Here is a 21,237-nt window from a genome sequence, read left to right as displayed (position 1 = left end):
TCCGATTCAGGCAGGGAGGACCCTGCGCGCCCTGTAGCGCGTTGATTCTCTGCCGACAGGCTGTGCCAGCTTGAGATGACTGCCGAGACCGAACACGACCTCACACGCGAGCCCGTTGCGGCGCACGAGCCGTCGCCGCGCTCGGGCAGCATTGCGCTGGTGCTGCTGGTGGCCGCCGGCCTCGTCGCCGTTGCCGTCGGCTTGATGACGCTCGGGCGCGCGCAGGCCCAGCCCTATATCCTCGGCATCCTCGCCGTGCTGGCGATGGTCGGCCTCTTCAACCTGTTCGCCTTCGCCGCCGGCATCATCCGCTTCGTCGACCGCAATCTCGACGATCCCGTGATGGGGCGCATCGCCGACCACGCCTTCGACGGCCTCGCCGTCACCGACCCGCGCGGCCATGTGGTCTATTCCAATGCGGCCTATCTGACGCTGACCGGCGCCGCCGGCCCGCAGGACGTGCGCCCCGTGGAGCGCGTCTTCATCGGCAACCCCGACGTCTCCGAGGCGGTGTTCCGCCTGTTGAAAGCCGCGCGCGAAGGCAAGCGGCAGCAGGAAGAGGTGCGCATCTCCGGCAATGACGGCAGCCAGGGCCGCTGGCTGCGCATGCGGGTGCGGCCCCTCGGCACCGGCAAGCGCGAGACGAGATACGCGGTGTGGTCGATCGCCGACATCACCCGCGACCGCGAGCGCCAGGAGGACGTGTTCCAGGAACTCCAGCACGCGATCGAATATCTCGATCACGCGCCTTGCGGTTTCTTCTCGGTCAATCCGGCCGGCGAGCTCGCTTATGTCAATGCGACGCTGGCGAACTGGCTCGACTACGACCTTGCCGAGATCGGCTCGGGCGGGCTGAAGCTCACCGACATCGTCTCCGGCGACGGCGCTTCGCTGTTGACGGCGATCGTCGCGGTGCCGGGCGAGGTGAAGACGGAAGTCTTCGACATCGACCTGCGCATGCGTACTGGCAAGACCATGCCGGTGCGGCTCTATCACAAGCTCGCCTTTGGCGCCGACGGCGCGCCGGGCCCGTCGCGCACGCTGGTGATCAGCCGTGCCCGCGACGAGCGCAGCGATCCCGACCGCGCCGCCGAAGTGCGCTTCATGCGCTTCTTCGACCATACCCCGATGGCGATCGCGACGGTCGACCGCGGCGGCAATGTCGTGCGCGCCAATGCGCGCTACGCCAAGCTGGGGCAGGCACTGGGGCTCGACAGCGCCAGCAAGTCGATCTTCCGTGCGGTCAATTCGCGTGACCGGCATCTTTTGATCGCGGCCATCAACCAGGCCGCGGAGGGCCAGGCCGACGTCGCGCCGGTCGAAGTGGCGCTCGAAGGAACCAGAGAGCGGTGGGGCCAGTTCTTCGTCACGCCGGTGGATGCGGCCGAGAACGACGCCGAAGTCGCCATCGTGCACATGCTCGAGACCACCGAGCGGCGCGCGCTGGAGAACCAGATCAACCAGTCGCAGAAGATGGAGACTGTCGGCCAGCTCGCCGGCGGCATCGCCCACGACTTCAACAACGTGCTCTCCGCCATCATGATGGCGAACGATTTCCTGCTGAACGCGCACAAGCCGACCGACCCGTCGTTCCAGGACATCATGCAGATCAAGCAGAACGCGACGCGGGCCGCCACGCTGGTGCGGCAGTTGCTGGCGTTCTCGCGCCGGCAGACACTGCGGCCGCAGGTGCTCGACCTGGGCGATGCGCTCTCCGATCTCGCCATGCTGCTGCGTCGCCTGATCGGCGAGAAGGTCAAGCACGAGACCATCCACGGCCGCGATCTCTGGCCGGTCAAGGTCGACGTCTCCCAGTTCGAGCAGGTCATCGTCAACCTCGCGGTCAACGCGCGCGATGCCATGCCCGACGGCGGCAAGCTGATCATCCGCACCGCCAACGTCACCACCGAGGAAGCGGCCAGGCTGGCCTACAAGGGCATGCCGGCCGCCGACTATGTGCGGATCGAGGTCGCCGATACCGGTACCGGCATTCCCGCCGACATCCGCGACAAGATCTTCGAGCCGTTCTTCTCGACCAAGGAGGTCGGAAAGGGCACCGGCCTCGGGCTCTCCACCGTCTACGGCATCGTCAAGCAGACCGGCGGATTCATTTACGTGGACTCCGAGCCGGGGCAGGGCACCTCCTTCCACATCTTCCTGCCGCGCCATCATGCCGAGCCGGAGGTGCAGGTCGAGCAGCCGGCGCCGGTCGTTGGCACCAGCAATGGTGCCGCGAAGGAGGCGGCGTCCGCAGCCGACGCCAAGCCCCGCACCGATCTCACCGGACAGGGCACCATCCTCCTGGTCGAGGACGAGGAGGGTCTGCGCGCGCTCAACGCACGCGGGCTGCGCTCGCGCGGCTACACCGTGGTCGAGGCCGAGAACGGCGTCGAGGCGCTCGAGGTGCTGGAAGAGCAGAGCGGCGGAATCGATCTCGTCGTGTCCGACGTCGTGATGCCGGAGATGGACGGCCCGACGCTGCTCAAGGCGATGCGCGAGAAAAACCCCGACATCAAGTTCATCTTCGTTTCCGGCTACGCCGAAGACGCATTCGAGAAGAGCCTGCCCGAAGGCCAGCAGTTCGACTTCCTGCCCAAGCCGTTCACGCTCAGCCAGCTCGTGGCGGCCGTGAAGGAGACGATGGCGAAGGCGGGGTAAGGGCCTCAACGCGATGACGACGGAAAAGCGGAATTTGCTGTCGCAAAAGCGCCGGTAACCCGCGACCGCGGCTCCTTCGCACACGCGGCCAAGCTGCCGCCAAAGATGGGCTTTTGCCACATCCCCGCGACTGAGGGCCGCAGCCATAAGTTCCGATAGTGGCTTCCTTTTTACGGAAGGCTGCCCATCTTAGGGGCACGTCCCCATGCCGGGGATCTGGGAAACCAACATGAATTTCTCGCAACGCTCCCGCAGTCTCTTCAAGACGATTGCCGTCGTGCTGGCGCTTGCGCTGCCGACTGCGCTGGCGATCTCGTCCGCCGACGCGCGCGTCGGTGGCGGTATGTCGTCGGGTTCGCGCGGTTCGCGCACCTATTCGGCCCCGCCGTCGACCACGACCGCGCCGGGCTCGACCTCGCAGTTCAATCGGACCTACACCCAGCCGGGCGCAGGCATGAATTCGGCTGCCGCCGCACCTGCGCGCGGCGGCCTGTTCGGCCGCGGCGGCGGTTTCCTGGGCGGCCTTGCGGCCGGGTTCCTCGGCGCGGGCCTGCTCGGCATGCTGTTCGGCGGTGGCCTGTTCGGCGGGCTCGGCGGCCTCTCGTCGATCATCGGCCTGATCATCCAGATCGTGCTCGTGGTGGTCGTGGTTCGGCTGGCGATGTCCTGGTGGCAGCGCCGCCACACCCCGCAGGCGGCCTATGCCAACGCTGACGCCGGTGCCGGTCCGGGACCGCAGGCGAACAATCGTAGTGGCCTTGGTGGCGGTCTTGGCGGCGGCTTCGGCTTCGGTGCCAACAACGCGCCGCTCGAGATCAAGCCGGACGACTATGAAGCGTTCGAGCGCCTGCTCGGCGATGTCCAGACCGCGTGGTCGAATGAGGACGTGGCCAAGCTGCACACGCTGGCGACGCCGGAAATGGTCTCCTATTTCGAGCAGGACCTTGGCCAGAACCGCGCGCGCAATGTCGTCAACAAGGTCAGCGGCGTGAAGCTGCTGCAGGGCGACCTCGCGGAAGCCTGGCGCGAAGGCGAGACCGATTACGCAACGGTGGCGCTGCGCTTCGCGCTCACCGACAAGACGCTCGATCGCAATACCGGCGCAATTGTCGCCGGCAGCGAGCAGCCGGGCGAGGCCACCGAAGTCTGGACCTTTGCCCGACGTCCGGGCGGCGCCTGGGAATTGTCGGCGATCCAGCAGACCAACTGATCGCGCGTATAGCGACAAACGAGGGCGTCGTGCTTCGGCACGGCGCCCTTTTTGTTTGAGCGGCGCGTTTCCGGTCAGGCGGCCATTTGGGCGAAGCACTTAATTGCTTGTTGGCCGCGCAGCGCTGCCGCAATTTCGCGCCTGCCGGTTGGATGTGGAGATATTCCGTGAGCCAGTGTGTCGCGCGCCTCAGGACAAACTACGAAGGCATTGCCAGGAGTTCGTCGTTGCTGCTGGAGGCGATCGGAACCGCGTATGACCGGATCGAGGCCGAGCGCGACCGCAATTGCTGGATCTATCTTCGTCCGCGGCAGGAGGCACTCGAAGAATGCCATAAGCTGGTGGCGCGCGCGCGGACGGGCGAGGATCTTCCGCTGCTCGGCATTCCATTTGGTGTGAAGGACAATATCGACGTCGCGGGAATGCCGACCACTGCCGCATGTCCGGCGTTCAGCTACACGCCCTGGCATTCTGCTCATAGCGTCGAACGTCTCACCGCAGCCGGCGCAATTTGCCTCGGAAAGACCAATCTCGATCAGTTCGCCACAGGCCTATCCGGCGTGCGCTCGCCCCATGGCCCCTGCGCGTCGGTTGCCGATGCGCGCTATGTTGCGGGCGGCTCCAGTTCCGGCTCCGCGGTCGCCGTGGCGGCCGGGCACGTCGCCTTTGCGCTCGGCACCGATACCGGCGGCTCGGGGCGCATACCTGCCGGATTCAACAACGTCGTCGGAATTAAGCCGACCGTTGGGCTGGTGTCATCACGTGGCCTGGTGCCGAATTGTCCGACGATCGATTGCGTGTCGGTATTCTGCAATACCGTCAGCGACGGCGAAGCAATCCTCGACATCATCGAAGGGTTTGATTTCGAAGATCCCTACAGCCGCCTGCCCAGAACCTTTTTCCCCGCCAACGGGGCGGCGGCATCATTCCGGTTCGGCCGCGTTGCGCCAGCAGATCTCGAATGCTTCGGCATGTCGGAATGCGGCGAACTCTACGAGAGCGCCTGCGAACGTCTTGCTCATATCGGAGGAACGGCGATCGAGGTGGACTTCGCCCCATTCCGCCAGGCCGGGGAGTTGATGTTCAGCGGTCCCTGGGTCGCGGAGCGGCACTCCGCCATCGCTTCGCTCATCGACGTCGAATCCGGCTCCTTGCTTGATGTCACGAGGACCGTGCTGGGCTCAGCCGCCGGCTATTCGGCGATCGACACGTTTGGCGCCATTCACCGGCTGCACCGGCTTCGCCGCGACGCCGAAGCAATCTTTGCCGGCATCGACACCCTGGTGGTTCCGACTGCACCGCGGCCGTTCACACTTGAGGAGATGCATCGCGATCCGATCACCCTCAACAATCGTCTGGGCTACTACTCGTACTTTGCCAATCTACTCGATCTCTGCGGCGTCGCCGTTCCGAATGCGAAATTGCCAAACGGCATGCCCATGGGCGTGACCCTGCTGGCGCCGGCCTGGCACGATCGCGCGCTGATCGGACTGGCACGGCGATTCGAGGCTGGCGCAGACGGATCGGCATTCGAATTGAAGTCTGGCGGCTAAAGGGCGGACATTATCCCATTGCCTGCCCGAGCGTAGAAACATCCAGGATCGAAATCACGGATCTTTCGTATCTGATCACGCCTTCGTCCTGGAGCCGCGCGAGTTGCACGGTCACCCATTGGCGGGTGGATCCGATGAGGTTGGCGAGATCACCGTGGGTGAACGGCATGCCGACGACGACCTCGTTGTCGCGCTTCACGCCGTAGACATGCGACAGGAAGATCAGCAGGCTGTGCAACCGCTCGGTCACCGAGCGCGTCCCCAGCATCTGGGCCATCGCCGAATAGCATCGCGCCTTGAATGCCAGGGCATCCAGCAAGGCGACGGCAATCGTCGGCCATTCCAGCGCAAGCCGCCGCAGCGCCGGTCCGGGCATGAACGTCAACCGGCTGCGCTCGGCCGCAACCGATGTCCACATGTGCGGGCCCGTCCCGAATATGTCGGGCCCTCCGACGAAGTTGCCGGGAAACCAATAGGCGAGCGTGACTTCCCGCCCCGACGGTGCAGCATAGTAGCTGCGTATGCGTCCCTCGCTGATCAGGTAGATCCCGGCCTGTGCGTCGCCCTGAGACCAAACCAGTTGGCCGGCTTCCAGGATCTTTTCGCGTCCGATCGCACGCAAGCGATTGCAATCAGCCCGGTTGAGACCATCCAGCAAGCCGGGCAGCGGTCTGACGAGATCGTCCGACTCCGCGAGCATCACACCTGCCGCTATCGCGCTGTTCGCCCTGTGCATGGCCGGCTCCGCAGGTGAGACCCGGCATCGACTATTCAAGAACCATGCCAGCCCGCTGCGTCGCCTCAGACCCGCGGGCTCCGCGTCGTCAGTCCGCGTCCGACTGATTGAACGCCCGCAACCCTTCCGCGCGGATGACGTCGAGACAATCCTTCTTGAGCGACAGATAAGCTGGCTCGACCATGACAGAACTCGACCGTGGGCGCGGCAGCTTGACCGCGACTTCGCGCAGGATGCGGCCGGGTCCCGCGCTCATGATGAGAACGCGGTCGGCCAGCACGATGGCTTCATCGATGTCGTGCGTCACGAATACGATTGTCGCCTTGATCCGGTCGCGCAGCGCCAGCAGATTGTCTTGCATCACCGCGCGGGTCTGCGCGTCGAGCGCCCCGAAGGGCTCGTCCATCAGCAGCACACGGGGCTGATTGGCCAGCGCTCGTGCGATCGCCACGCGCTGTTGCATGCCGCCGGACAGCGTGTTCGGGTAAGCGTCGGCGAAACGCTTGAGGCCGACCATCGCGATCAGATCGTCGGCGATGGCATACGCTTCCGTCCTGGACTTCCCGAGCATCCTGGGACCGTGGGCGATGTTGCTGCGGACGGACTTCCAGGGAAAGAGATGCGGCTGCTGGAACACCATGCCGACATCGGGACGCGGACTGTAGACGGGCGCGCCCTCGACCAGGATCTCGCCTTCGAACGGCACTTTCAGCCCGGCGATCGTATTGAGCACCGTCGACTTGCCGCAGCCGGAGGGACCGGCGATGCAAACGAACTCGCCAGGCGCCACGTCAAACGAAACGCGATCGACCGCGATGATTTGCCCGCGCTTGGTGTCGAAGACGATGCTCAGGTTCGAGACTTGAATGGCCGGTTGTTTCCGCGCCGATTCGACGGAGGCAGGCGAACTTGCCAGCACCAGTTTCATACCCGATCGAGATCCCGACATCAGCGCCACCAGACGATACGTTCGGCAAGAGCCGCAAACAGCCGGTCGGCTATGAACGACATCAACCCGAGCGCTGCGAGCCCGCCCATGACCTGGCCCGTTTGCAAATTCTGCTGCGCAATCTCGATCCTGTAGACAATGCCGGCGAAAGCGCCGGCCAGTTCAGCCGCGACAAGCGTGTAGAAGGAGATGCTGACGGCGGTGCGCAACCCGACCACAATGTAGGGAAGCGCGCCCAGCAGTACGATCTCCTGCAGCATCTGCCGTCGGGGCGTGCCGAGCATCAACGCGGCCCGAATTAGACCACGGTCGACCTTCTGCACGCCGATGTGAGTCGAAAGCCATACCGTGAAGAATACGCCCCATACGACGAGGAACAATTTTCCCGCCTCCGACAGACCGAACCAGAGGATGACGATCGGCACGAACGCAATCGGCGGAATAGGCCGCAAGATATGGAATAGCGGGGACAGCAAGCTCGAGATAACGGGGAATTGGCCGGTGAGAACACCGAGCAGGATGCCGAGCGCGCCGCCTATGATGAATCCCGTGGTCACGCGAAAGAGGCTGGCCAACAGATCGCTAAAGAACTGTCCGCTTCGTATCCACTCAAGCACGGCCGCAGCAACCACCGTCGGCGGTGGAAACAGCACCATGTTGACGGTCCCCGAACGGGAGATCAGTTCCCAGAGCCCAATGAACAAGGGAAGCGAAAGCGCCCCGACCAGAATATTGAGGCGGCGAAGCCGAACTGAATTCGGCCGCCGAGCGCGACCGCCAGCGCGGATGGCAATATCGCGTCCCGCTGAAGTGGCTTCCTGCATGGCCGCGCGGGTGCCTATTTCCACGACAGGGTGACGCGTGCGGGGTCGACCTTTTTCAGTGGCTCGGTGACGATGATCTTGCTGAAGTCGGGCATCGCCGCTCCCGGAGGATGGTTGCCGCTCTCGAGGCGCCATGCGGAATGGGTCTTCAGAATCTCGATCAGCCGGTCATCGAGACGCACCCGGTAAACATAGTCGGCCCAGATCGGGGCGAGTTCGTCCCGCTTCATTCCGACTGCGTCCGCCACTGTCGTAATTGCTTCATCCGGGTGTGCCTTCATCCAGATCTCGGCATCGATCAGTGCAGCGATGAATTTCTCAACCAGCACGGGGTTGGCGTCCAGATAGGACTTCATGACGACGATATTGAACGTCTCGGAGTAGGTGCCCTTTGTATCGACCTCAGTAACGGCTTCGCCCAGGGCCTTCTTCGCGTTGGCGACGTGGGGCTCCCAGGTGTCGAACGCGTCGATGCTTCCGGCTGCAAGTGCCGGCAGCATCTCCTGCGGCCGCAGATTGACGAGGGTGACATCCTTGGGCGTCAATCCCACCGACTTCAGCAAGGTCGCCGTGTAAACCTCGCTGCCTGTGCCGGCAGTGAAGGCTATTCGCTTGCCGCGAAGATCTTCCTTGGTCTTGATGCCGGCCTTGGCCGCGACCAGCGTCTTGAGATCGGAATATTCCATGCCGGCGACGAACGCGATGGGCTGGTTTGCCATCGCCGAAGCGGTGACCGGCGCCTCGGCCGTCGTCGCAACGTCGGCGCCACCCCCGATCACCGTGTCCAGGCACTGCTTGCCGGACGTGAAGTTCGAGACCGTGATGTCCAGTCCGTTCTTTTCGAAGATTCCCTTCGATTTGGCGACGATCGCAATGCCGGAGATCGGTCCGAGGTTTTGCGCAAGTCGGGCTTTGAGCAGTTCCGCGGCCAAGGCGCAGTTCGGACCGATGGAAAGACCGACGGCAAGGCAGCAAAGGGTGGCACGGCCGGCAATTGTCGTGATTGGGCGGATGGTGGTCCGGTGCATGACGATCTCCCCCTTGTGCCGCGCCCTGCGCAGCCCCGATGTGATCGCGGATACCGCCCTGAACGGTCCCGCCACAGTCCCCCGCGTCCTACCCTGGACGATCACTTGAGGATCGGCCCATTGGGTATGCTCGCCCGGCACCCTTGTCCCGGGAAGCAATTAATCGACATGGCAGTCGGGAAGCGGCTGGGAATCGTCGGCGATCCCGCTGACCAACTGATCGCAGACGACATGAAAAACCAGGACATCGTGCTTCTTGCATTTGGCCATTTTCTTTGGGCGTCTCGCATCGCGGCATCGGAATAAGTGGGCCTGCGTCGGGTTGAAATCTGGCGGCCAACGACAACACAAAGGGAGGACAGGATGATCCGCATTGAGAGAACCGTGACGATTTCAGGCCTCGCGCTCGCTGCGGCCTTGCTGGCGGCGCCATCGGCGCAGGCGCAATCGGCCGGCATGACGTTCTTCGTCACCTCCAACGGGCCGGGCAAGGGCGCCGATCTCGGCGGTCTGGAGGGGGCCGATGCGCAGTGCCAGAAGCTGGCCCAGGCCGGCGGCGCCGGCAGCAAAACCTGGCGCGCCTATCTCTCCACGCAGGCGGCCGACGGCAAGCCGGCCGTCAACGCGCGCGACCGCATCGGCAAGGGACCGTGGCAGAACGCCAAGGGCGCTGTGATCGCCAAGGACGTTGCCGACCTGCACGGGGCGGCCAACAACCTCACCAAGCAGACCGCGCTCAGCGAGAAGGGCGAGGTCATCAACGGCCGCGGCGACACGCCGAACCGGCACGACATTCTCACGGGTTCGCAAGCCGACGGCAGCGCATTTCCCGCGGGTGACGACAAGACCTGCAAGAACTGGACGTCGAGCACGCAAGGCGCGGCGGTCGTTGGCCACGCCGACCGTCAAGGCCTGCGCGATGACGAGCCGTCGAAATCGTGGAACAGCTCGCATCCTTCGCGCGGTCCCGATGGCGGCTGCTCGCAGGCCGATCTGAAGAGCACCGGCGGCGACGGCCTGCTGTATTGCTTCGCGTCGAATTGAGGCGCGGAACTCTCGCCACCGGCATGGAGTTCGTGGTTGCGTGCTAGACTTGCCGCAACGCAATCACGGACAGTTTCCATGAAATACGAGCTCTATTATTGGCCCGAGATCCAGGGCCGCGGTGAATATGTGCGGCTGGCGCTGGAGGAGGCGGGCGCGGCTTACGTCGACGTGGCGCGTGGCCCACGCGGCACAGCTGCGATGATGAAGATGATGGACGCGCACAAGGGCACGCCGCCCTTTGCGCCGCCGTTCCTCAAAGCCGGCAAGCTCGTCATCGGCCAGACCGCGAACATCCTGCTCTATCTCGGCGCCCGCCACGCCCTCGCCCCGAAGTCGGAGGCGGGTCAACTCTGGGTGCATCAGCTCCAGCTGACGATCACCGATTTCGTGGTCGAGATTCACGACACCCATCACCCGCTCGGGCCTTCGCTCTACTACGAAGATCAGAAACCGCCGGCAAAGAAGCGCACCGCCGACTTCTGGGGCGAGCGCGTGCCGAAATATCTCGGTTACTTCGAGCAGCTCCTTCAGGACAATGGCGGCGCCTATGTCACCGGCCGCAAGCTGACCCATTTCGATCTCTCGCTGTTCCAGCTCGTCGCGGGACTACGCTATGCGTTTCCGATGCGGATGAAGGCGTTCGAGGCCGATATCCCGGGCCTCGTCGGCCTGCACGGGCGCGTCGCGACGCGGCCGAACATCAAGGCCTATCTCGAAAGCCGCCGCCGCATTGCCTTCAACGAGCAGGGCATCTTCCGCCGCTACCGCGAATTGGATGGTTAGCCGGTCCGGAGGTGCCGAGGGGGTGTTGCGCGCTCACCATACGCCAGGAAACAGGCGATAGCGCACGCGTGTCACATAGTCGGCATAGCCCGGCAGGCCCTCGCGCAGCGTGCGCTCCTCGATGCGAATGCGGATGGCAAACAATAGGAGGAACAGCGGCACCATCATAAGTCCCCACCATGAGCCCAGAAGCAGCGGCACGCCGGCGAAGAACAGGATCATGCCGCTGTACATGGGATGGCGTACATGGGCATAAGGTCCCGTCGAGATCACGCGCTGCGCGCGCTCGGCTTGCAGCTTCACCACGGGTGCCGCAAACGAGTTCTCGCGGAAGACCCAGAGGATGAACAGCGTCGAGAGCAGGAACAGGGCGAGGCCGAGCATCTGCAGCGTCATCGGCATGTCGGAGGATAGCGTACGCCGATCGAGCCCCATCGCCGCCAGCCAGACCAGCATCGTGACGACGAAGACGGTCATGAACACCTTGTCGGCAGCGGGCTGATCCTTTTGCAGGACTGGCCGCAGGCGTTCGGCGAGCAGTGCGGGGTCGACCCGGTAAAGCCACCAGCCGCCGAGCGGGCCGAGCAGGGCGGAGGTCGCGAGTAACACCCAGGCCGAAGGCCAATGCAGGGTCCCGGCGGACGCGAACAGCAGCGCGCCCATGGCGGCCGTGGTGATCGTGCTCTGCAACAGTAGTCTTGCGATCATGCGCAGGTCTCAGGGTAGCCGCGCACGATATTGGTACCGCTATCCGGCGAAGATGCGGCCGGACACGCGAAAAGCCCGATCGACCGGATCGGGCATTTCATCTTCGACGCGGCCAATCAGGCGAGCTGATCGATCCGCGTACCCTGACCCGGCGGCAGCGGCGCGGGCGGCGGCGGCTTATAGGTCGGGTCGTTGTCCTTGGTCTTGATCTGATCGTCCTGCTGCTTGGTCGTGTCGTAGCTCGGCACCACGATCGCGATCGGCGGCGGCGCAACGGTAGAAACGCTCATCCACAAATCCTCACATATGGAAACAATTGACCCTGCGCCGCGAGGAGCGAAATTTCCTTCAAGCCAATCGTTAAAATGCAAGGGATCCGGTGCGGTGGGATGCGCTCTCGGACCTCTCCTCGTCATTGCGAGGAGCCCTTGCGACGAAGCAATCCAGTCTGTCACCGCAGAGACAGCCTGGATTGCTTCGCTTCGCTCGCAATGACGGAGTGCGTGGAAAAAGCGGGGTCGCCCCGCCTATTCGTCCTTGCCGCGCGTGATCGCGATGGACGCATCCGTCTTGGTGCGGGTGCATTCCATGTTGAGACGCCGGTAACGCATGCTGATCTTGTCGCCGCGCAAGAGTCCCATCCGCTTCAGGCACCGTGTCGCGCCCGTCGTCGTATCGTCCTTGGTCACGGTGAAGACGATCGCCGCCATCGACCCCACCAGCGCAAAGAACTCCGGCTTGGGCTTGCGATCGCCCTTGGCATAGAGCTCGATCGAATATTTGTCGCCACGGCAAGCCACGGACAATTCCTTGGCCGCGGGGTGCGTCAGGTAGACCACGTTGGCGGCGCGGAAATTCACCTTGAGACGATCGACCTGGTTCGCCAGCTCCTTGGCGCTGTCATCGCAGCGGTCCGCGCGGGCCGGAGAGGCGAGGGTCACAAGGCCGGTGATGGCGGCGACGACCAGGATCGCGCCGCGGACGTGCAAGTTCAATGTCATGATGAAAAGCCCCTTAGCGGGCGCATTCAATCGTCGTCCCGCGCGTAGCGCAAGGGGTGCACCCAGGGTCTTCACTGGCATCATGAGGGCCTGGTGTCCGCCGACAGCCGCCGAAAATAGCTCCCATGCGCCGAATCGGGATGCCCGACCGCACCAGAGCGCCTTCCCTTTGCGGCAAAAAAGCTTAGAACGCTTCTATGAAAGGGGCCCATGCGAGGGCCCCAAAACCCTGAGATTCCAGCCCATGAACGCTCCCACCGCCTTCCCCGACCCCGCAAAGCCCGTTCCGCCTTACAAGCACACGCCGCTGTTTCCGCTGGGCAAGGACGAGACGCCCTACAAGAAGATCACAGCCGAGGGCGTGCGGGTCGAGAAGGTGCTGGGGAAAGACATGCTGGTGGTGTCGCGTGAGGCGTTGCGGGCCCTGTCGGAAGCGGCCTTTGGCGACATCAACCACTATCTGCGGCCGGGTCATCTGAAGCAGCTCCGCGCGATCCTGGAGGATGGCGAGGCGAGCCCGAACGACAAGTTCGTCGCGCTGGACTTCCTCAAGAACGCCAACATCGCCGCCGGCGGCGTGCTGCCGATGTGCCAGGACACCGGCACCGCGATCATCATGGGCAAGAAGGGCTGCAACGTCATCACCGATGGTGACGACGAGGCGGCGCTGTCGGAAGGGGCGCGCGATGCTTACCTGCGCCGCAATCTGCGCTACTCGCAGGTCGCGCCCTTGTCGATGTACGAGGAGAAGAACACCGCCAACAACATGCCGGCGCAGTGCGAGATCTACGCCGAAGGCGATGACGCCTACAAGTTCATGTTCATGGCAAAGGGCGGCGGCAGCGCCAACAAGAGCTTCCTGTTCCAGGCCACGCCCTCGGTGCTGACCAAGGACCGGCTGCTCGCCTTCCTGAAGGAGAAGGTCTTGACGCTGGGCACCGCGGCGTGCCCGCCTTATCACCTCGCCATCGTGATCGGCGGCACTTCGGCCGAGCTCTGCATGAAGACGGTGAAGCTGGCGTCGGCTCGCTATCTGGACGCGCTGCCGACCCACGGCTCGCCCGACGGCAACGCGTTTCGCGACATCGAGATGGAGCAGGAAATCCTGGAGATGACGCAGTCGCTCGGCGTCGGCGCGCAGTTCGGCGGAAAATATTTCTGCCACGACGTGCGCGTGATCCGCATGCCGCGTCACGGTGCCTCGCTGCCGATCGGGCTCGGCGTGTCATGCTCGGCCGATCGCCAGGTGCTCGGCAAGATCACCAAGGACGGCGTCTATCTCGAAGAGCTCGAGCACAACCCGGCGCAGTATCTGCCTGAGGTCGAGCAGTCGCTCGGCGGCGAGGTCGTCAAGATCGACCTCAACCAGCCGATGAAGGATATCCTGGCCACGTTCTCGAAGTACCCGACCAAGACGCGGGTCTCGATGACCGGCACCATGATCGTTGCGCGCGATTCCGCGCATGCCAAGCTGCGCGAGCGGCTCGACAAGGGCGAGCCGCTGCCGGACTATTTCAAGAACCATCCCGTCTATTACGCGGGCCCCGCCAAGACGCCCGAGGGCTACGCCTCCGGTGCGTTCGGCCCGACCACTGCTGGTCGCATGGACTCCTTTGTCGATCAGTTCCAGGCCGCCGGCGGCTCGATGGTGATGGTCGCCAAGGGCAACCGGGCGCCGGCCGTGCGTGAGGCCTGCAAGAAATATGGCGGCTTCTATCTCGGCTCGATCGGCGGCGCCGCGGCGAACCTCGCCGAGCACTGCATCAAGAAGGTCGAGGTGCTCGAATATCCCGAGCTCGGCATGGAAGCGATCTGGCGCATCGAGGTCGTCGACTTCCCGGCGTTCATCATCATCGACGACAAGGGCAATGACTTCTTCAAGGAGCTGAATCTGGGCTAGCTGCCTCACTCGCACCTGCGTGCGAGTGATTGTGCATGCATCCCACCACGATCGTCATGCCCGGGCTTGTCCCGGGCATCCACGTTCTTGGTGCGGCGAGGAAGACGTGGATGGCCGGGACAAACCCGGCCATGACGATGCGGATGCCTTGGCGTGCTAACTGCAATTCGTGACCTGGTTGGAGCACAGCCCGCGCCACCAGCCGCGAACGCCGTCCTGGCTCTCGACCAGACCCCAGAGACCGCTACACGCAAGGATGCGCTTCGGCCCGCCATCGGTGTCGATCGGGCCGCCGAGCTCGCGCTGGGCCGGCATCCACTTCGCATCGATGAACGGCGCCTGGAACAGGCCGCCCATGCGCGTTGCACCATTCGCGTAGGACGCGCCGACCTTGTTGGAGGCGACCCAGCCGCGTCCGGCATAGGGCTTTGGCGCGCTGCGCGGATATTTCTTGTCGTCCTCGTAGTCCTTGCCCGGCGGCTTGGCGCCTTCGATCAGAAACCAGCCGCTCTTGAAGCCGATGATGCGGAATTCGGTGAGCCAGCCGCCATCGGGCGTGTTCTCGCTGCTGCCGAGCTTGAGCCGGTAGGGCGGCGGAAGCGTGCCGAGCACACGCGCCTTGATCGATGGTTCGGCACGCACGTTGAGGCCACCAGGATCCTTGTCCACGGACCAGGCGCCGAGATCGCAGGGCTCGGTGCCGTCGGGGAGCGTTGAGCGCTTGGCGGCGAGATCGGCGTGCAGCTTTGCGAACTCAGTGTCGTCGTTTTCGGGATCGGGCCCGCTGCGCGGCTTCAATTCGGCCGAGACTGCGCGCGTCGCATCCGGCGTCAGCGCGACCACGAGAGCCTGGCGCGCGACGAACACGCTTGCAGGTGACTTCGGATCGTTCGACGAGGCCGCATAGACGGCGAGGTAGCCGGTCGAACCTTCGGTTCGATAGGCCGCGCCGGCGAAATAGCCCGCCGGTACCATGGCGAGCGCGCTTGCGCGCCACGCCGGTTCGGCATCGTCCGCGCGCGCCGCTTGTGTCGCGAAACACAGGATCGTCGCCGCGATGAGACCGAGCGCGCGCACGGTTGCCGCGCGGCTTAGGCGCGCGTGCCGGTGAACGGGAAGCTGCCCATCGGGCCGATGCCCATCTCCCCGCTCATGCTGTCGCCGGAGACGGTTCCGATGAATTCGAGCGTCAAGGGCATCGGATTGGTGATCGAGACCTTCCAGTTGACCGCATCGCCGCTGACGGTGCCGTCGAAAATCTCGGTTGTATCGCCTTCTGCACCCTGCGTCCCCGTGAGCGTGCCGCCGGCAGCCGTCAGGCTCAGCGTCGCCTTACGCTCGCCCATGGGTGTCGTCAGGGTCAGAGTCCAGTTGCCGTCGACGGCCATTCGCGTCTCCCAAGATCCCGGCGGACCGCGACGATCCGCGGACCAGTCCCGGCCGAGCGTATAGCGCAACTCGCCGCCCGCGCCTAACGCTCCGTTGGAGGCATTCAGGCGCGGGCGGCGGCGCGCCGTCGGCTGGTGACGATGAGACGGAGCACGACATATTGCACGGCAAAGGCGAGGATCTTGGCGCCGCCCGCGACCACCGTGATGTAGAACGCCCACAGCTTCAGATCGCCTGTGGAAGCGACGGCGATCATGCCGGCGCCGATCACGAACATCAGCGCGGCCCAGGCATAACCTGCAGCCGTCACATATTCCGGAACGGTCTCGGCGACGATCGGCGGCATGTAGCGCAGCATCCAGCCGCGCTTGAGCATGATGGCGCCGATCGCGAAATGCGCGATCGAGGGCTTTGCGAGCATGAAGCGGGGATCGTTGGTCAGCAGCGTGACCGTGCCGAGCACGACGACGAGCGCGACGCTCGCATAGGTCATGTAATTGAGCTGCTGCCCCTTGACGCGCGCGTAGATCACCTGCGCGATCGCTCCGGCAATCGCCACCGACGTTGCCAGGACGACGTTGTCGGTAACGAGATAGATGACCAGGAAGACGATGGCGGAGAAGAGGTCGGAGGCGAGGCGGGCGAATACGTCCTTCATCGTCGATCCTGTTCAGCGGGAGTTGGGCATTGCGCTGGCCGGCGCACCGTACTTGATCTGACGATATTCGGGATACCACTTTGTGAAGTAGATCGCGCTATTGCGGGCGGCGAAGGCGACCGCAAGGCTCGACCAGAGCGGCAGGCCGGGGACATAGAGCAGCACGAGATTGGCGGCCGCCATCAGCAGCGCAGCCGCGGTCCAAGCGCCGGTGATGACGTAATTGGCATAGTGGAAGCCGGGCATTGCCGCGATCTCGGCCGGCACGGATTCGAGCGCGTATTGCAGCGTGAAGGGACGGCGGACCAGCATCGAGCCCAGCGAGATGACGAAGATGCCGATGTCGACCGACAGCTTGACACCGAGCGTGCCGAGCGCCGGGTCGAACAGCGCGAGGTGGAGGCCGATCGCGGCGAATAGCAGTGCCGAGCCCACGGCCAGGATCTTCACCGAGCGGCCGCGCACGACATCGATCGCGACGGTAGCGAGACAGATTGCCGAGGCTACGAAGACGCTGATCGTGGCCGATGTCATCAGCATCAGGAAGGTGAAAGCGCCGTAGGGCGCGAGGATCAGGAAAATCGCCATGGTCCGCCTCGGTCTGGCTTTATCTTTACGGTGTAAAGATCAATAAGTCAGGAGCGAGGCGGGGTCAAGCAAAATCTTTACAGTGTCAAAATGACGTAAGCGACTTCTAAAAACTGAAGTGTTGCAACGACTTGGTCGGCCACCCCGTCGATGAATCCGGCCCAGGGCAGGTGCGACAGCACAGGTAACGCACAGGCGATCGAAAGGACGAAGGCGAGCAAGATGCCGCCGTTGAAAATGGTTTGGCCGCCCCGCCGCGGCCAGATCATCTGGAGCGTGATCCCGGCGCAGATCAGGACCAGGATCAGGACAGCGAGGCGGTCCGCGGCGATCGAGGGCATATGCATGAGAGACCTTTTTGGTGACATCAGCGATGTCGAGAGGAGAGCTACCGCGCGCCGACCCAATTGCCGTGAAAACCGTCGGGCACGCGATGGCCGAGTTGCACCAGCGCGACGGGACCGGCCTCGACATCCGTGGCGTTGAACACGGCGAGGTCGCTGCGGTTTTCCCGCGCGCGCCAGACCACCGCCAGCAGCCAGCCGTCGCCTTCCGCGGCATCCTGCGACCGCTCGACGAAGACGGGTTCGGAAATGGTGTCGCCGACCGGCAGCAGGTAATGGCCGAGACGCCTTCCATGACCGTCGACATGGACGACGCCGGACAGCGCGCCGAACATCGGCAGCTTCGGATTGGCGCAGGCGTACCAGCCGTGACCGCTCTTCAATCCGGCGCGGCGGTCGTCGATGCGCGGGAATTCGCCGGTGAGATCGTCGAGATAGGTCTGCTGGAAGCGGTCGGTGTCGCCTGAGAGATCGAACGTCCAGCGGCAATGGCGGGCGCGCGACTTCTCCGGATCGGTCTGCCGACCGTCGGGATGCGGAAACAGCGGCGCTTCCTCGAACTGCATGACGTCGGCGATGATGCGGTTACCGTCCTCCCACGCATTCATGACGTGGAAGACGTAACAGGCTTCAGCGCGGAACCAGACGATGTCCTTTGCGCTGCCCTTGCGCTTGATCACGCCGACATAGGCGCCCTTGTCCGGTTCCCAGGCATAGGGAGGCCGCCCGCTCATCGCGCGCTCCATGCTGCCGGTGATGGGCAGGATCGGAAACAACACATGGTTCTCGGTGACGATGAAGTCGTGCACCATGCTGGCATAGGGCGCCTCGAATCGTTCGAAGCGCGTCGCCTTGCCGGACGCATCGATTGATCCGTAGGAGAGGGCGGGCGTCAGCGGTCCCGCGGCATTGTAGCCGAAGAACACCAGCTCGCCGGTCACAGGATCGATCTTCGGATGCGCGGTGAAGGTGCCGGCGATGCGGCCCTGATAATTGTGATAGCCGCGCGTCGCCAGCGTGCCGGGCTCGATCTCGGTCGGCAGATGCAACTCCTCCAGCGCAAGCAGCTTGCCGGCATGGAAGATGATGTTGGTATTCGCAACGCCGCCGTCGGTCAGGTTCGTTGGGGCATCCGGCAGCTTGCGGCCGAAGCCGCCGAACAACGCGCGGCCGGCATCGTGCTCGGCCAGCCATTTCGGCGTCCGGACCCACCGATTGCGATGGCTGGCGCGGCCGTTCTCGAGGCGAAAGGCGTGCAGCATGCCGTCGCCGACGAACCAGTGCGCGCCAGGCGAGTCAAACTGCGGATTGGGGCCGTTGCGATAGAGCGTGCCGTTCAGCTCGCGGGGCAATTCACCGACGATTTTCAGGAAGGGCGCGTCGGCTTCGAACGGGATCGGACCGAGGTTGTGGCGGCGTTCGGCAACGGCGTCCTGCTGCACGGCATATCCTTCCTTATCTTTACATCGTCAAGATCAAATAGCCGTGCGAGGGGGCTTGGTCAAGTGAAATCTTTACACTGTCAATATTGCGTCCTATAGCTGGCGCATGGGCAAGAGAGAAATCAGGACAGAAACCGCGCGCGGTGCGCGCACCCCAAAGAAGGCGAGCGCGCCGGCGCGTCCCGCCCGACGGCCGGCGAGCGTCAAGGCCGAGGCGCCCTATCACCATGGCGCGCTACGCGAGGCGCTGCTCCAGGCCGCCGAACGAGTGCTGGAGCGTGACGGGCTCGCCGGCCTGACATTGCGCGCGGTGGCGCGCGAGGCGGGCGTCTCACACGCCGCGCCCACCCATCATTTCGGCGACCTCACCGGGCTTCTCAGTGAGCTCGCTGCAGTCGGCTTCCGCCAGTTCAATGCGGCGATGGCGTCGTCCTGCGACGCCGCCGCCACCCCGCTCGAGCGCGCGCTAGCGCGGCCGAAGGCCTATGTTGCCTATGCCCAGGCTCATCCCGGCATGTACGGCATCATGTTCCGCACCGAGCGCCTCGACTATTCCAGGCCGTCGCTGCACGAGGCCGCCGAGGCGTCCTTCGCCGGGCTCGCCAATGCCGTCGGCATGATGCGGCAGGAGCAGATCAGCGGCGACGCGCTGACGCTCCATCAGGGCGCCGCGATCTCGCGCGCGTGGTCGATGGTACACGGTTTTACCATGCTGCTGCTCGATGGGCGGCTGGAGGATATTCTGGGCCGCCTGCCCGAGGGGACGACGCCTGAACGCCTGCTCGAGGCGATGCTGATGTCGCCCGTGACGGGGAAGCCGCCGGGTCCCTGATTCAGCCGGGACGAACGCAACCTTTGCGGTGGTCGCGCCAAGACGAAAGCCTAGCGCATCGTCGCGAGCTCGACCGCGCGGCCGCGTGCGCCGATGATCTTCACCTCGTCCTTGCCGCAGGTAAAGCTGCGGGCGAACTCGTCCGCGGCCTTGCGCGCGAGCTCATTGGCGTTCGGGTTGGCGATCGCGTCGACATAGGCGACGTGGCAGACTGGGCCGGGTGGCAGCCGGGTCACGATCAGCATGGCCTTGGTGTTCGGCCGCCCCTGCTTGTCGGGATCGGTGCCATCGGCGATGTGCCAGCGCTGGATCATCGCAAACGGCTTGGCCCCAGCGGTGCGCCATTCGACGGTGATCTCGGACGAGTTGAACGGAGCGAACCAGACTTTTGCCGCCGGTTCCTCGGCCGCGGCCTTGCGATTGCGGCCGACGGAGACGATTTCGCGAAGATCGTCCTCGGCGATCAGGACCACGAGGCCATCCTTGCCCTTGCAGACCCGAGTCGTGCTGCCGTCGAGCTCGCTGGACTTGCCGATCTGGCGGCAATCCTTCGGGGCCGTCGAGCTATATTGGCTGCCCAGGGATTGGGCGTCGGCGCGGTCGAGACCGCTGCACATCAGCAACATGGCCATGGCTGCGGTGGTGATGCGGAACATGACGACGCCTTTGACCGAGCGGGAACTCCGTACCATCAGACGTCTTGATTGTGGGCAAGGTTCAAACAGTCTCGACAGGCACCTGACAGCGGCGCGGAATCGTTCTAGAAGAGCGGCTTCGCTTGGGCTCTTTCAGCCTCGTTCGCGTCCTCGTTTTTCGTGATCATGCCAGCCACCTCGTCGAACAAACCTTATCGCGTCGGCCGCTCGAAAACCGGGCTCGGCCTCTTCGCCACCAAGCCGATCAAGAAGGGCACCCGGATCATCCGTTATTACGGACCGATCCTGGACTCCCGGATTCCCGAGCACGACGACATAGAGAACAAATACCTGTTCGAGCTCAACGGCCGCTGGACCATCGACGGCTCGGTGCGCAAGAACCTCGCGCGCTACATCAATCATTCGTGCCGGCCCAACGCCGAATCCGACGTCCGGCCGCGCGAGCGCAAGGTCTTCATCCGCGCCATCAAGAACATCGAGCCGGGCGATGAGATCAACTACGACTACGGCACCGATTATTTCAAAGCCTACCTGAAGCCGATCGGCTGCAAGTGCGAATCTTGCGAGAAGAAGCGCAAGAAGCTGCGCGCCGAGGCGCGGGCCGAGCGCGCCAAGGTGAAGGAGCGCACGGAGCGCAAAGCGCAGAAGGCGGGTGCGAAGGCCGCCAAAAAGAAGAAGCTCAACGGCGTCGCTGTTGGCAAAGCCAACGGGCGCGCGCGGGCGTAGCCTGAGTTCGAGCTTCCGGCACAACTGTCATGCCCCGCGAAAGCGGGGCATCCAGTACGCCGCGGCCTCTCCGTATGCGACGACTGCCTCTGGAATACTGGGTCGGCCGCGCCAACCCGGGGGCGACAACGAATCTATTTTGGCGGAACCGGCCAGCACACAACCCCCCATGACCGAAGCCACAAAATAAAAATAGGGCAAAAAA

Annotated in this window: 23 protein-coding genes; 9 read left to right on the top strand and 14 right to left on the bottom strand. The window is 64.3% G+C overall.

What is annotated here, in order from left to right; all coding sequences use genetic code 11:
• Positions 1 to 75 precede the first annotated feature (75 nt).
• From cckA to atzF, 3 genes are all read left to right on the top strand, one after another.
• Positions 76 to 2,658, top strand: coding sequence for a cell cycle histidine kinase CckA (cckA, locus tag AC0L21_RS06130; RefSeq protein WP_473259248.1), 2,583 nt, complete (start codon positions 76 to 78; stop codon positions 2,656 to 2,658).
• Between the two features lie 205 nt (positions 2,659 to 2,863).
• Positions 2,864 to 3,868 (top strand): Tim44 domain-containing protein, encoded by a 1,005-nt coding sequence (locus AC0L21_RS06125; protein ID WP_473259246.1) that lies wholly within the window; start codon positions 2,864 to 2,866, stop codon positions 3,866 to 3,868.
• A gap of 167 nt (positions 3,869 to 4,035) precedes the next feature.
• Complete coding sequence (atzF, locus tag AC0L21_RS06120) at positions 4,036 to 5,421, top strand: allophanate hydrolase (protein WP_473259244.1); 1,386 nt, start codon at positions 4,036 to 4,038, stop codon at positions 5,419 to 5,421.
• A 10-nt stretch (positions 5,422 to 5,431) separates the two neighbouring features.
• Here atzF and AC0L21_RS06115 read toward each other — a convergent pair whose 3' ends face one another.
• The 4 genes from AC0L21_RS06115 to AC0L21_RS06100 all read right to left on the bottom strand — a co-directional run bounded on the left by AC0L21_RS06115 (position 5,432) and on the right by AC0L21_RS06100 (position 8,958).
• Positions 5,432 to 6,157, bottom strand: coding sequence for a Crp/Fnr family transcriptional regulator (locus tag AC0L21_RS06115; RefSeq protein WP_473259242.1), 726 nt, complete (start codon positions 6,155 to 6,157; stop codon positions 5,432 to 5,434).
• Positions 6,158 to 6,245: 88 nt separating this feature from the next.
• Positions 6,246 to 7,085 carry an ABC transporter ATP-binding protein gene (locus AC0L21_RS06110; RefSeq protein WP_473259453.1) on the bottom strand — a complete coding sequence of 280 codons (840 nt, stop codon included), beginning with the start codon at positions 7,083 to 7,085 and terminating at the stop codon, positions 6,246 to 6,248.
• Positions 7,086 to 7,105: 20 nt separating this feature from the next.
• Entirely contained in the window at positions 7,106 to 7,930 is an 825-nt protein-coding gene (locus AC0L21_RS06105; protein WP_007602162.1) for an ABC transporter permease, read from the bottom strand.
• Between the two features lie 14 nt (positions 7,931 to 7,944).
• Entirely contained in the window at positions 7,945 to 8,958 is a 1,014-nt protein-coding gene (locus tag AC0L21_RS06100) for an NrtA/SsuA/CpmA family ABC transporter substrate-binding protein (RefSeq protein WP_473259239.1), read from the bottom strand.
• Between the two features lie 120 nt (positions 8,959 to 9,078).
• On the opposite strand from AC0L21_RS06100, the gene AC0L21_RS06095 reads away from it, so the two are divergent.
• The 3 genes from AC0L21_RS06095 (at position 9,079) to AC0L21_RS06085 (ending at position 10,788) form a co-directional block, all read left to right on the top strand.
• Positions 9,079 to 9,264, top strand: coding sequence for a hypothetical protein (locus tag AC0L21_RS06095; RefSeq protein WP_473259236.1), 186 nt, complete (start codon positions 9,079 to 9,081; stop codon positions 9,262 to 9,264).
• A 57-nt stretch (positions 9,265 to 9,321) separates the two neighbouring features.
• Complete coding sequence (locus AC0L21_RS06090; protein WP_473259234.1) at positions 9,322 to 10,002, top strand: lectin; 681 nt, start codon at positions 9,322 to 9,324, stop codon at positions 10,000 to 10,002.
• Between the two features lie 78 nt (positions 10,003 to 10,080).
• On the top strand, positions 10,081 to 10,788 hold the full coding sequence (locus AC0L21_RS06085) for a glutathione S-transferase (RefSeq protein ID WP_473259230.1): 708 nt from the start codon (positions 10,081 to 10,083) through the stop codon (positions 10,786 to 10,788).
• A 33-nt stretch (positions 10,789 to 10,821) separates the two neighbouring features.
• Here the strand turns inward: AC0L21_RS06085 and AC0L21_RS06080 are convergent, their stop codons facing one another.
• From AC0L21_RS06080 to AC0L21_RS06070, 3 genes are all read right to left on the bottom strand, one after another.
• The gene (locus AC0L21_RS06080; RefSeq protein ID WP_473259228.1) at positions 10,822 to 11,496 is read right to left on the bottom strand and encodes a methyltransferase family protein; all 675 of its coding nucleotides are present in this window, start codon (positions 11,494 to 11,496) and stop codon (positions 10,822 to 10,824) included.
• Between the two features lie 116 nt (positions 11,497 to 11,612).
• Positions 11,613 to 11,786, bottom strand: coding sequence for a hypothetical protein (locus AC0L21_RS06075; protein ID WP_473259226.1), 174 nt, complete (start codon positions 11,784 to 11,786; stop codon positions 11,613 to 11,615).
• 237 nt (positions 11,787 to 12,023) lie between these two features.
• Entirely contained in the window at positions 12,024 to 12,497 is a 474-nt protein-coding gene (locus AC0L21_RS06070) for a hypothetical protein (RefSeq protein ID WP_473259223.1), read from the bottom strand.
• A 244-nt stretch (positions 12,498 to 12,741) separates the two neighbouring features.
• Between AC0L21_RS06070 and AC0L21_RS06065 the strand changes: the two genes are divergently transcribed.
• A complete protein-coding gene (locus AC0L21_RS06065) occupies positions 12,742 to 14,397 on the top strand; it encodes a fumarate hydratase (protein ID WP_473259221.1) in 1,656 nt (551 codons plus the stop codon).
• Between the two features lie 156 nt (positions 14,398 to 14,553).
• Here the strand turns inward: AC0L21_RS06065 and AC0L21_RS06060 are convergent, their stop codons facing one another.
• The 6 genes from AC0L21_RS06060 to AC0L21_RS06035 form a co-directional block, all read right to left on the bottom strand.
• Positions 14,554 to 15,474 carry an SH3 domain-containing protein gene (locus AC0L21_RS06060; protein WP_473259218.1) on the bottom strand — a complete coding sequence of 307 codons (921 nt, stop codon included), beginning with the start codon at positions 15,472 to 15,474 and terminating at the stop codon, positions 14,554 to 14,556.
• A gap of 14 nt (positions 15,475 to 15,488) precedes the next feature.
• A complete protein-coding gene (locus tag AC0L21_RS06055; RefSeq protein ID WP_473259217.1) occupies positions 15,489 to 15,785 on the bottom strand; it encodes a hypothetical protein in 297 nt (98 codons plus the stop codon).
• Positions 15,786 to 15,889: 104 nt separating this feature from the next.
• Complete coding sequence (locus tag AC0L21_RS06050) at positions 15,890 to 16,444, bottom strand: inner membrane-spanning protein YciB (RefSeq protein ID WP_473259215.1); 555 nt, start codon at positions 16,442 to 16,444, stop codon at positions 15,890 to 15,892.
• Between the two features lie 12 nt (positions 16,445 to 16,456).
• Positions 16,457 to 17,032, bottom strand: a complete 576-nt coding sequence (locus AC0L21_RS06045) for a hypothetical protein (protein ID WP_473259213.1) — start codon at positions 17,030 to 17,032, stop codon at positions 16,457 to 16,459.
• 77 nt (positions 17,033 to 17,109) lie between these two features.
• Positions 17,110 to 17,379, bottom strand: coding sequence for a hypothetical protein (locus AC0L21_RS06040; protein ID WP_473259211.1), 270 nt, complete (start codon positions 17,377 to 17,379; stop codon positions 17,110 to 17,112).
• 41 nt (positions 17,380 to 17,420) lie between these two features.
• The gene (locus AC0L21_RS06035) at positions 17,421 to 18,818 is read right to left on the bottom strand and encodes a carotenoid oxygenase family protein (RefSeq protein ID WP_473259209.1); all 1,398 of its coding nucleotides are present in this window, start codon (positions 18,816 to 18,818) and stop codon (positions 17,421 to 17,423) included.
• A gap of 106 nt (positions 18,819 to 18,924) precedes the next feature.
• Here AC0L21_RS06035 and AC0L21_RS06030 point away from each other — a divergent pair, with 106 nt between their 5' ends.
• Entirely contained in the window at positions 18,925 to 19,650 is a 726-nt protein-coding gene (locus AC0L21_RS06030; RefSeq protein ID WP_473259206.1) for a TetR/AcrR family transcriptional regulator, read from the top strand.
• A gap of 50 nt (positions 19,651 to 19,700) precedes the next feature.
• On the opposite strand, the gene AC0L21_RS06025 is transcribed toward AC0L21_RS06030, so the two are convergent.
• Entirely contained in the window at positions 19,701 to 20,306 is a 606-nt protein-coding gene (locus AC0L21_RS06025; RefSeq protein ID WP_473259450.1) for a hypothetical protein, read from the bottom strand.
• 165 nt (positions 20,307 to 20,471) lie between these two features.
• Here AC0L21_RS06025 and AC0L21_RS06020 point away from each other — a divergent pair, with 165 nt between their 5' ends.
• Positions 20,472 to 21,032: an SET domain-containing protein gene (locus AC0L21_RS06020; protein WP_473259203.1), complete on the top strand. Its 561-nt coding sequence runs from the start codon at positions 20,472 to 20,474 to the stop codon at positions 21,030 to 21,032.
• Positions 21,033 to 21,237: the final 205 nt, after the last annotated feature.

The organism is Bradyrhizobium sp. WSM4873 (assembly GCF_055811355.1).
The sequence above is the reverse complement of the archived record's forward strand: the minus strand, read 5'-3'. Positions and strand labels throughout refer to the sequence as shown.

What these genes read in the sequence shown, in the direction of transcription:
- cckA (WP_473259248.1), top strand. Translation starts at nt 76, where the DNA reads ATGACTGCCGAGACCGAACACGACCTCACACGCGAGCCCGTTGCGGCG.
- AC0L21_RS06125 (WP_473259246.1), top strand. Translation starts at nt 2,864, where the DNA reads ATGCCGGGGATCTGGGAAACCAACATGAATTTCTCGCAACGCTCCCGC.
- AC0L21_RS06115 (WP_473259242.1), bottom strand. Translation starts at nt 6,157, where the DNA reads ATGCACAGGGCGAACAGCGCGATAGCGGCAGGTGTGATGCTCGCGGAG.
- AC0L21_RS06110 (WP_473259453.1), bottom strand. Translation starts at nt 7,085, where the DNA reads ATGAAACTGGTGCTGGCAAGTTCGCCTGCCTCCGTCGAATCGGCGCGG.
- AC0L21_RS06105 (WP_007602162.1), bottom strand. Translation starts at nt 7,930, where the DNA reads ATGCAGGAAGCCACTTCAGCGGGACGCGATATTGCCATCCGCGCTGGC.
- AC0L21_RS06100 (WP_473259239.1), bottom strand. Translation starts at nt 8,958, where the DNA reads ATGCACCGGACCACCATCCGCCCAATCACGACAATTGCCGGCCGTGCC.
- AC0L21_RS06090 (WP_473259234.1), top strand. Translation starts at nt 9,322, where the DNA reads ATGATCCGCATTGAGAGAACCGTGACGATTTCAGGCCTCGCGCTCGCT.
- AC0L21_RS06085 (WP_473259230.1), top strand. Translation starts at nt 10,081, where the DNA reads ATGAAATACGAGCTCTATTATTGGCCCGAGATCCAGGGCCGCGGTGAA.
- AC0L21_RS06080 (WP_473259228.1), bottom strand. Translation starts at nt 11,496, where the DNA reads ATGATCGCAAGACTACTGTTGCAGAGCACGATCACCACGGCCGCCATG.
- AC0L21_RS06075 (WP_473259226.1), bottom strand. Translation starts at nt 11,786, where the DNA reads ATGAGCGTTTCTACCGTTGCGCCGCCGCCGATCGCGATCGTGGTGCCG.
- AC0L21_RS06070 (WP_473259223.1), bottom strand. Translation starts at nt 12,497, where the DNA reads ATGACATTGAACTTGCACGTCCGCGGCGCGATCCTGGTCGTCGCCGCC.
- AC0L21_RS06065 (WP_473259221.1), top strand. Translation starts at nt 12,742, where the DNA reads ATGAACGCTCCCACCGCCTTCCCCGACCCCGCAAAGCCCGTTCCGCCT.
- AC0L21_RS06055 (WP_473259217.1), bottom strand. Translation starts at nt 15,785, where the DNA reads ATGGCCGTCGACGGCAACTGGACTCTGACCCTGACGACACCCATGGGC.
- AC0L21_RS06050 (WP_473259215.1), bottom strand. Translation starts at nt 16,444, where the DNA reads ATGAAGGACGTATTCGCCCGCCTCGCCTCCGACCTCTTCTCCGCCATC.
- AC0L21_RS06045 (WP_473259213.1), bottom strand. Translation starts at nt 17,032, where the DNA reads ATGGCGATTTTCCTGATCCTCGCGCCCTACGGCGCTTTCACCTTCCTG.
- AC0L21_RS06040 (WP_473259211.1), bottom strand. Translation starts at nt 17,379, where the DNA reads ATGCATATGCCCTCGATCGCCGCGGACCGCCTCGCTGTCCTGATCCTG.
- AC0L21_RS06030 (WP_473259206.1), top strand. Translation starts at nt 18,925, where the DNA reads ATGGGCAAGAGAGAAATCAGGACAGAAACCGCGCGCGGTGCGCGCACC.
- AC0L21_RS06025 (WP_473259450.1), bottom strand. Translation starts at nt 20,306, where the DNA reads ATGTTCCGCATCACCACCGCAGCCATGGCCATGTTGCTGATGTGCAGC.
- AC0L21_RS06020 (WP_473259203.1), top strand. Translation starts at nt 20,472, where the DNA reads ATGCCAGCCACCTCGTCGAACAAACCTTATCGCGTCGGCCGCTCGAAA.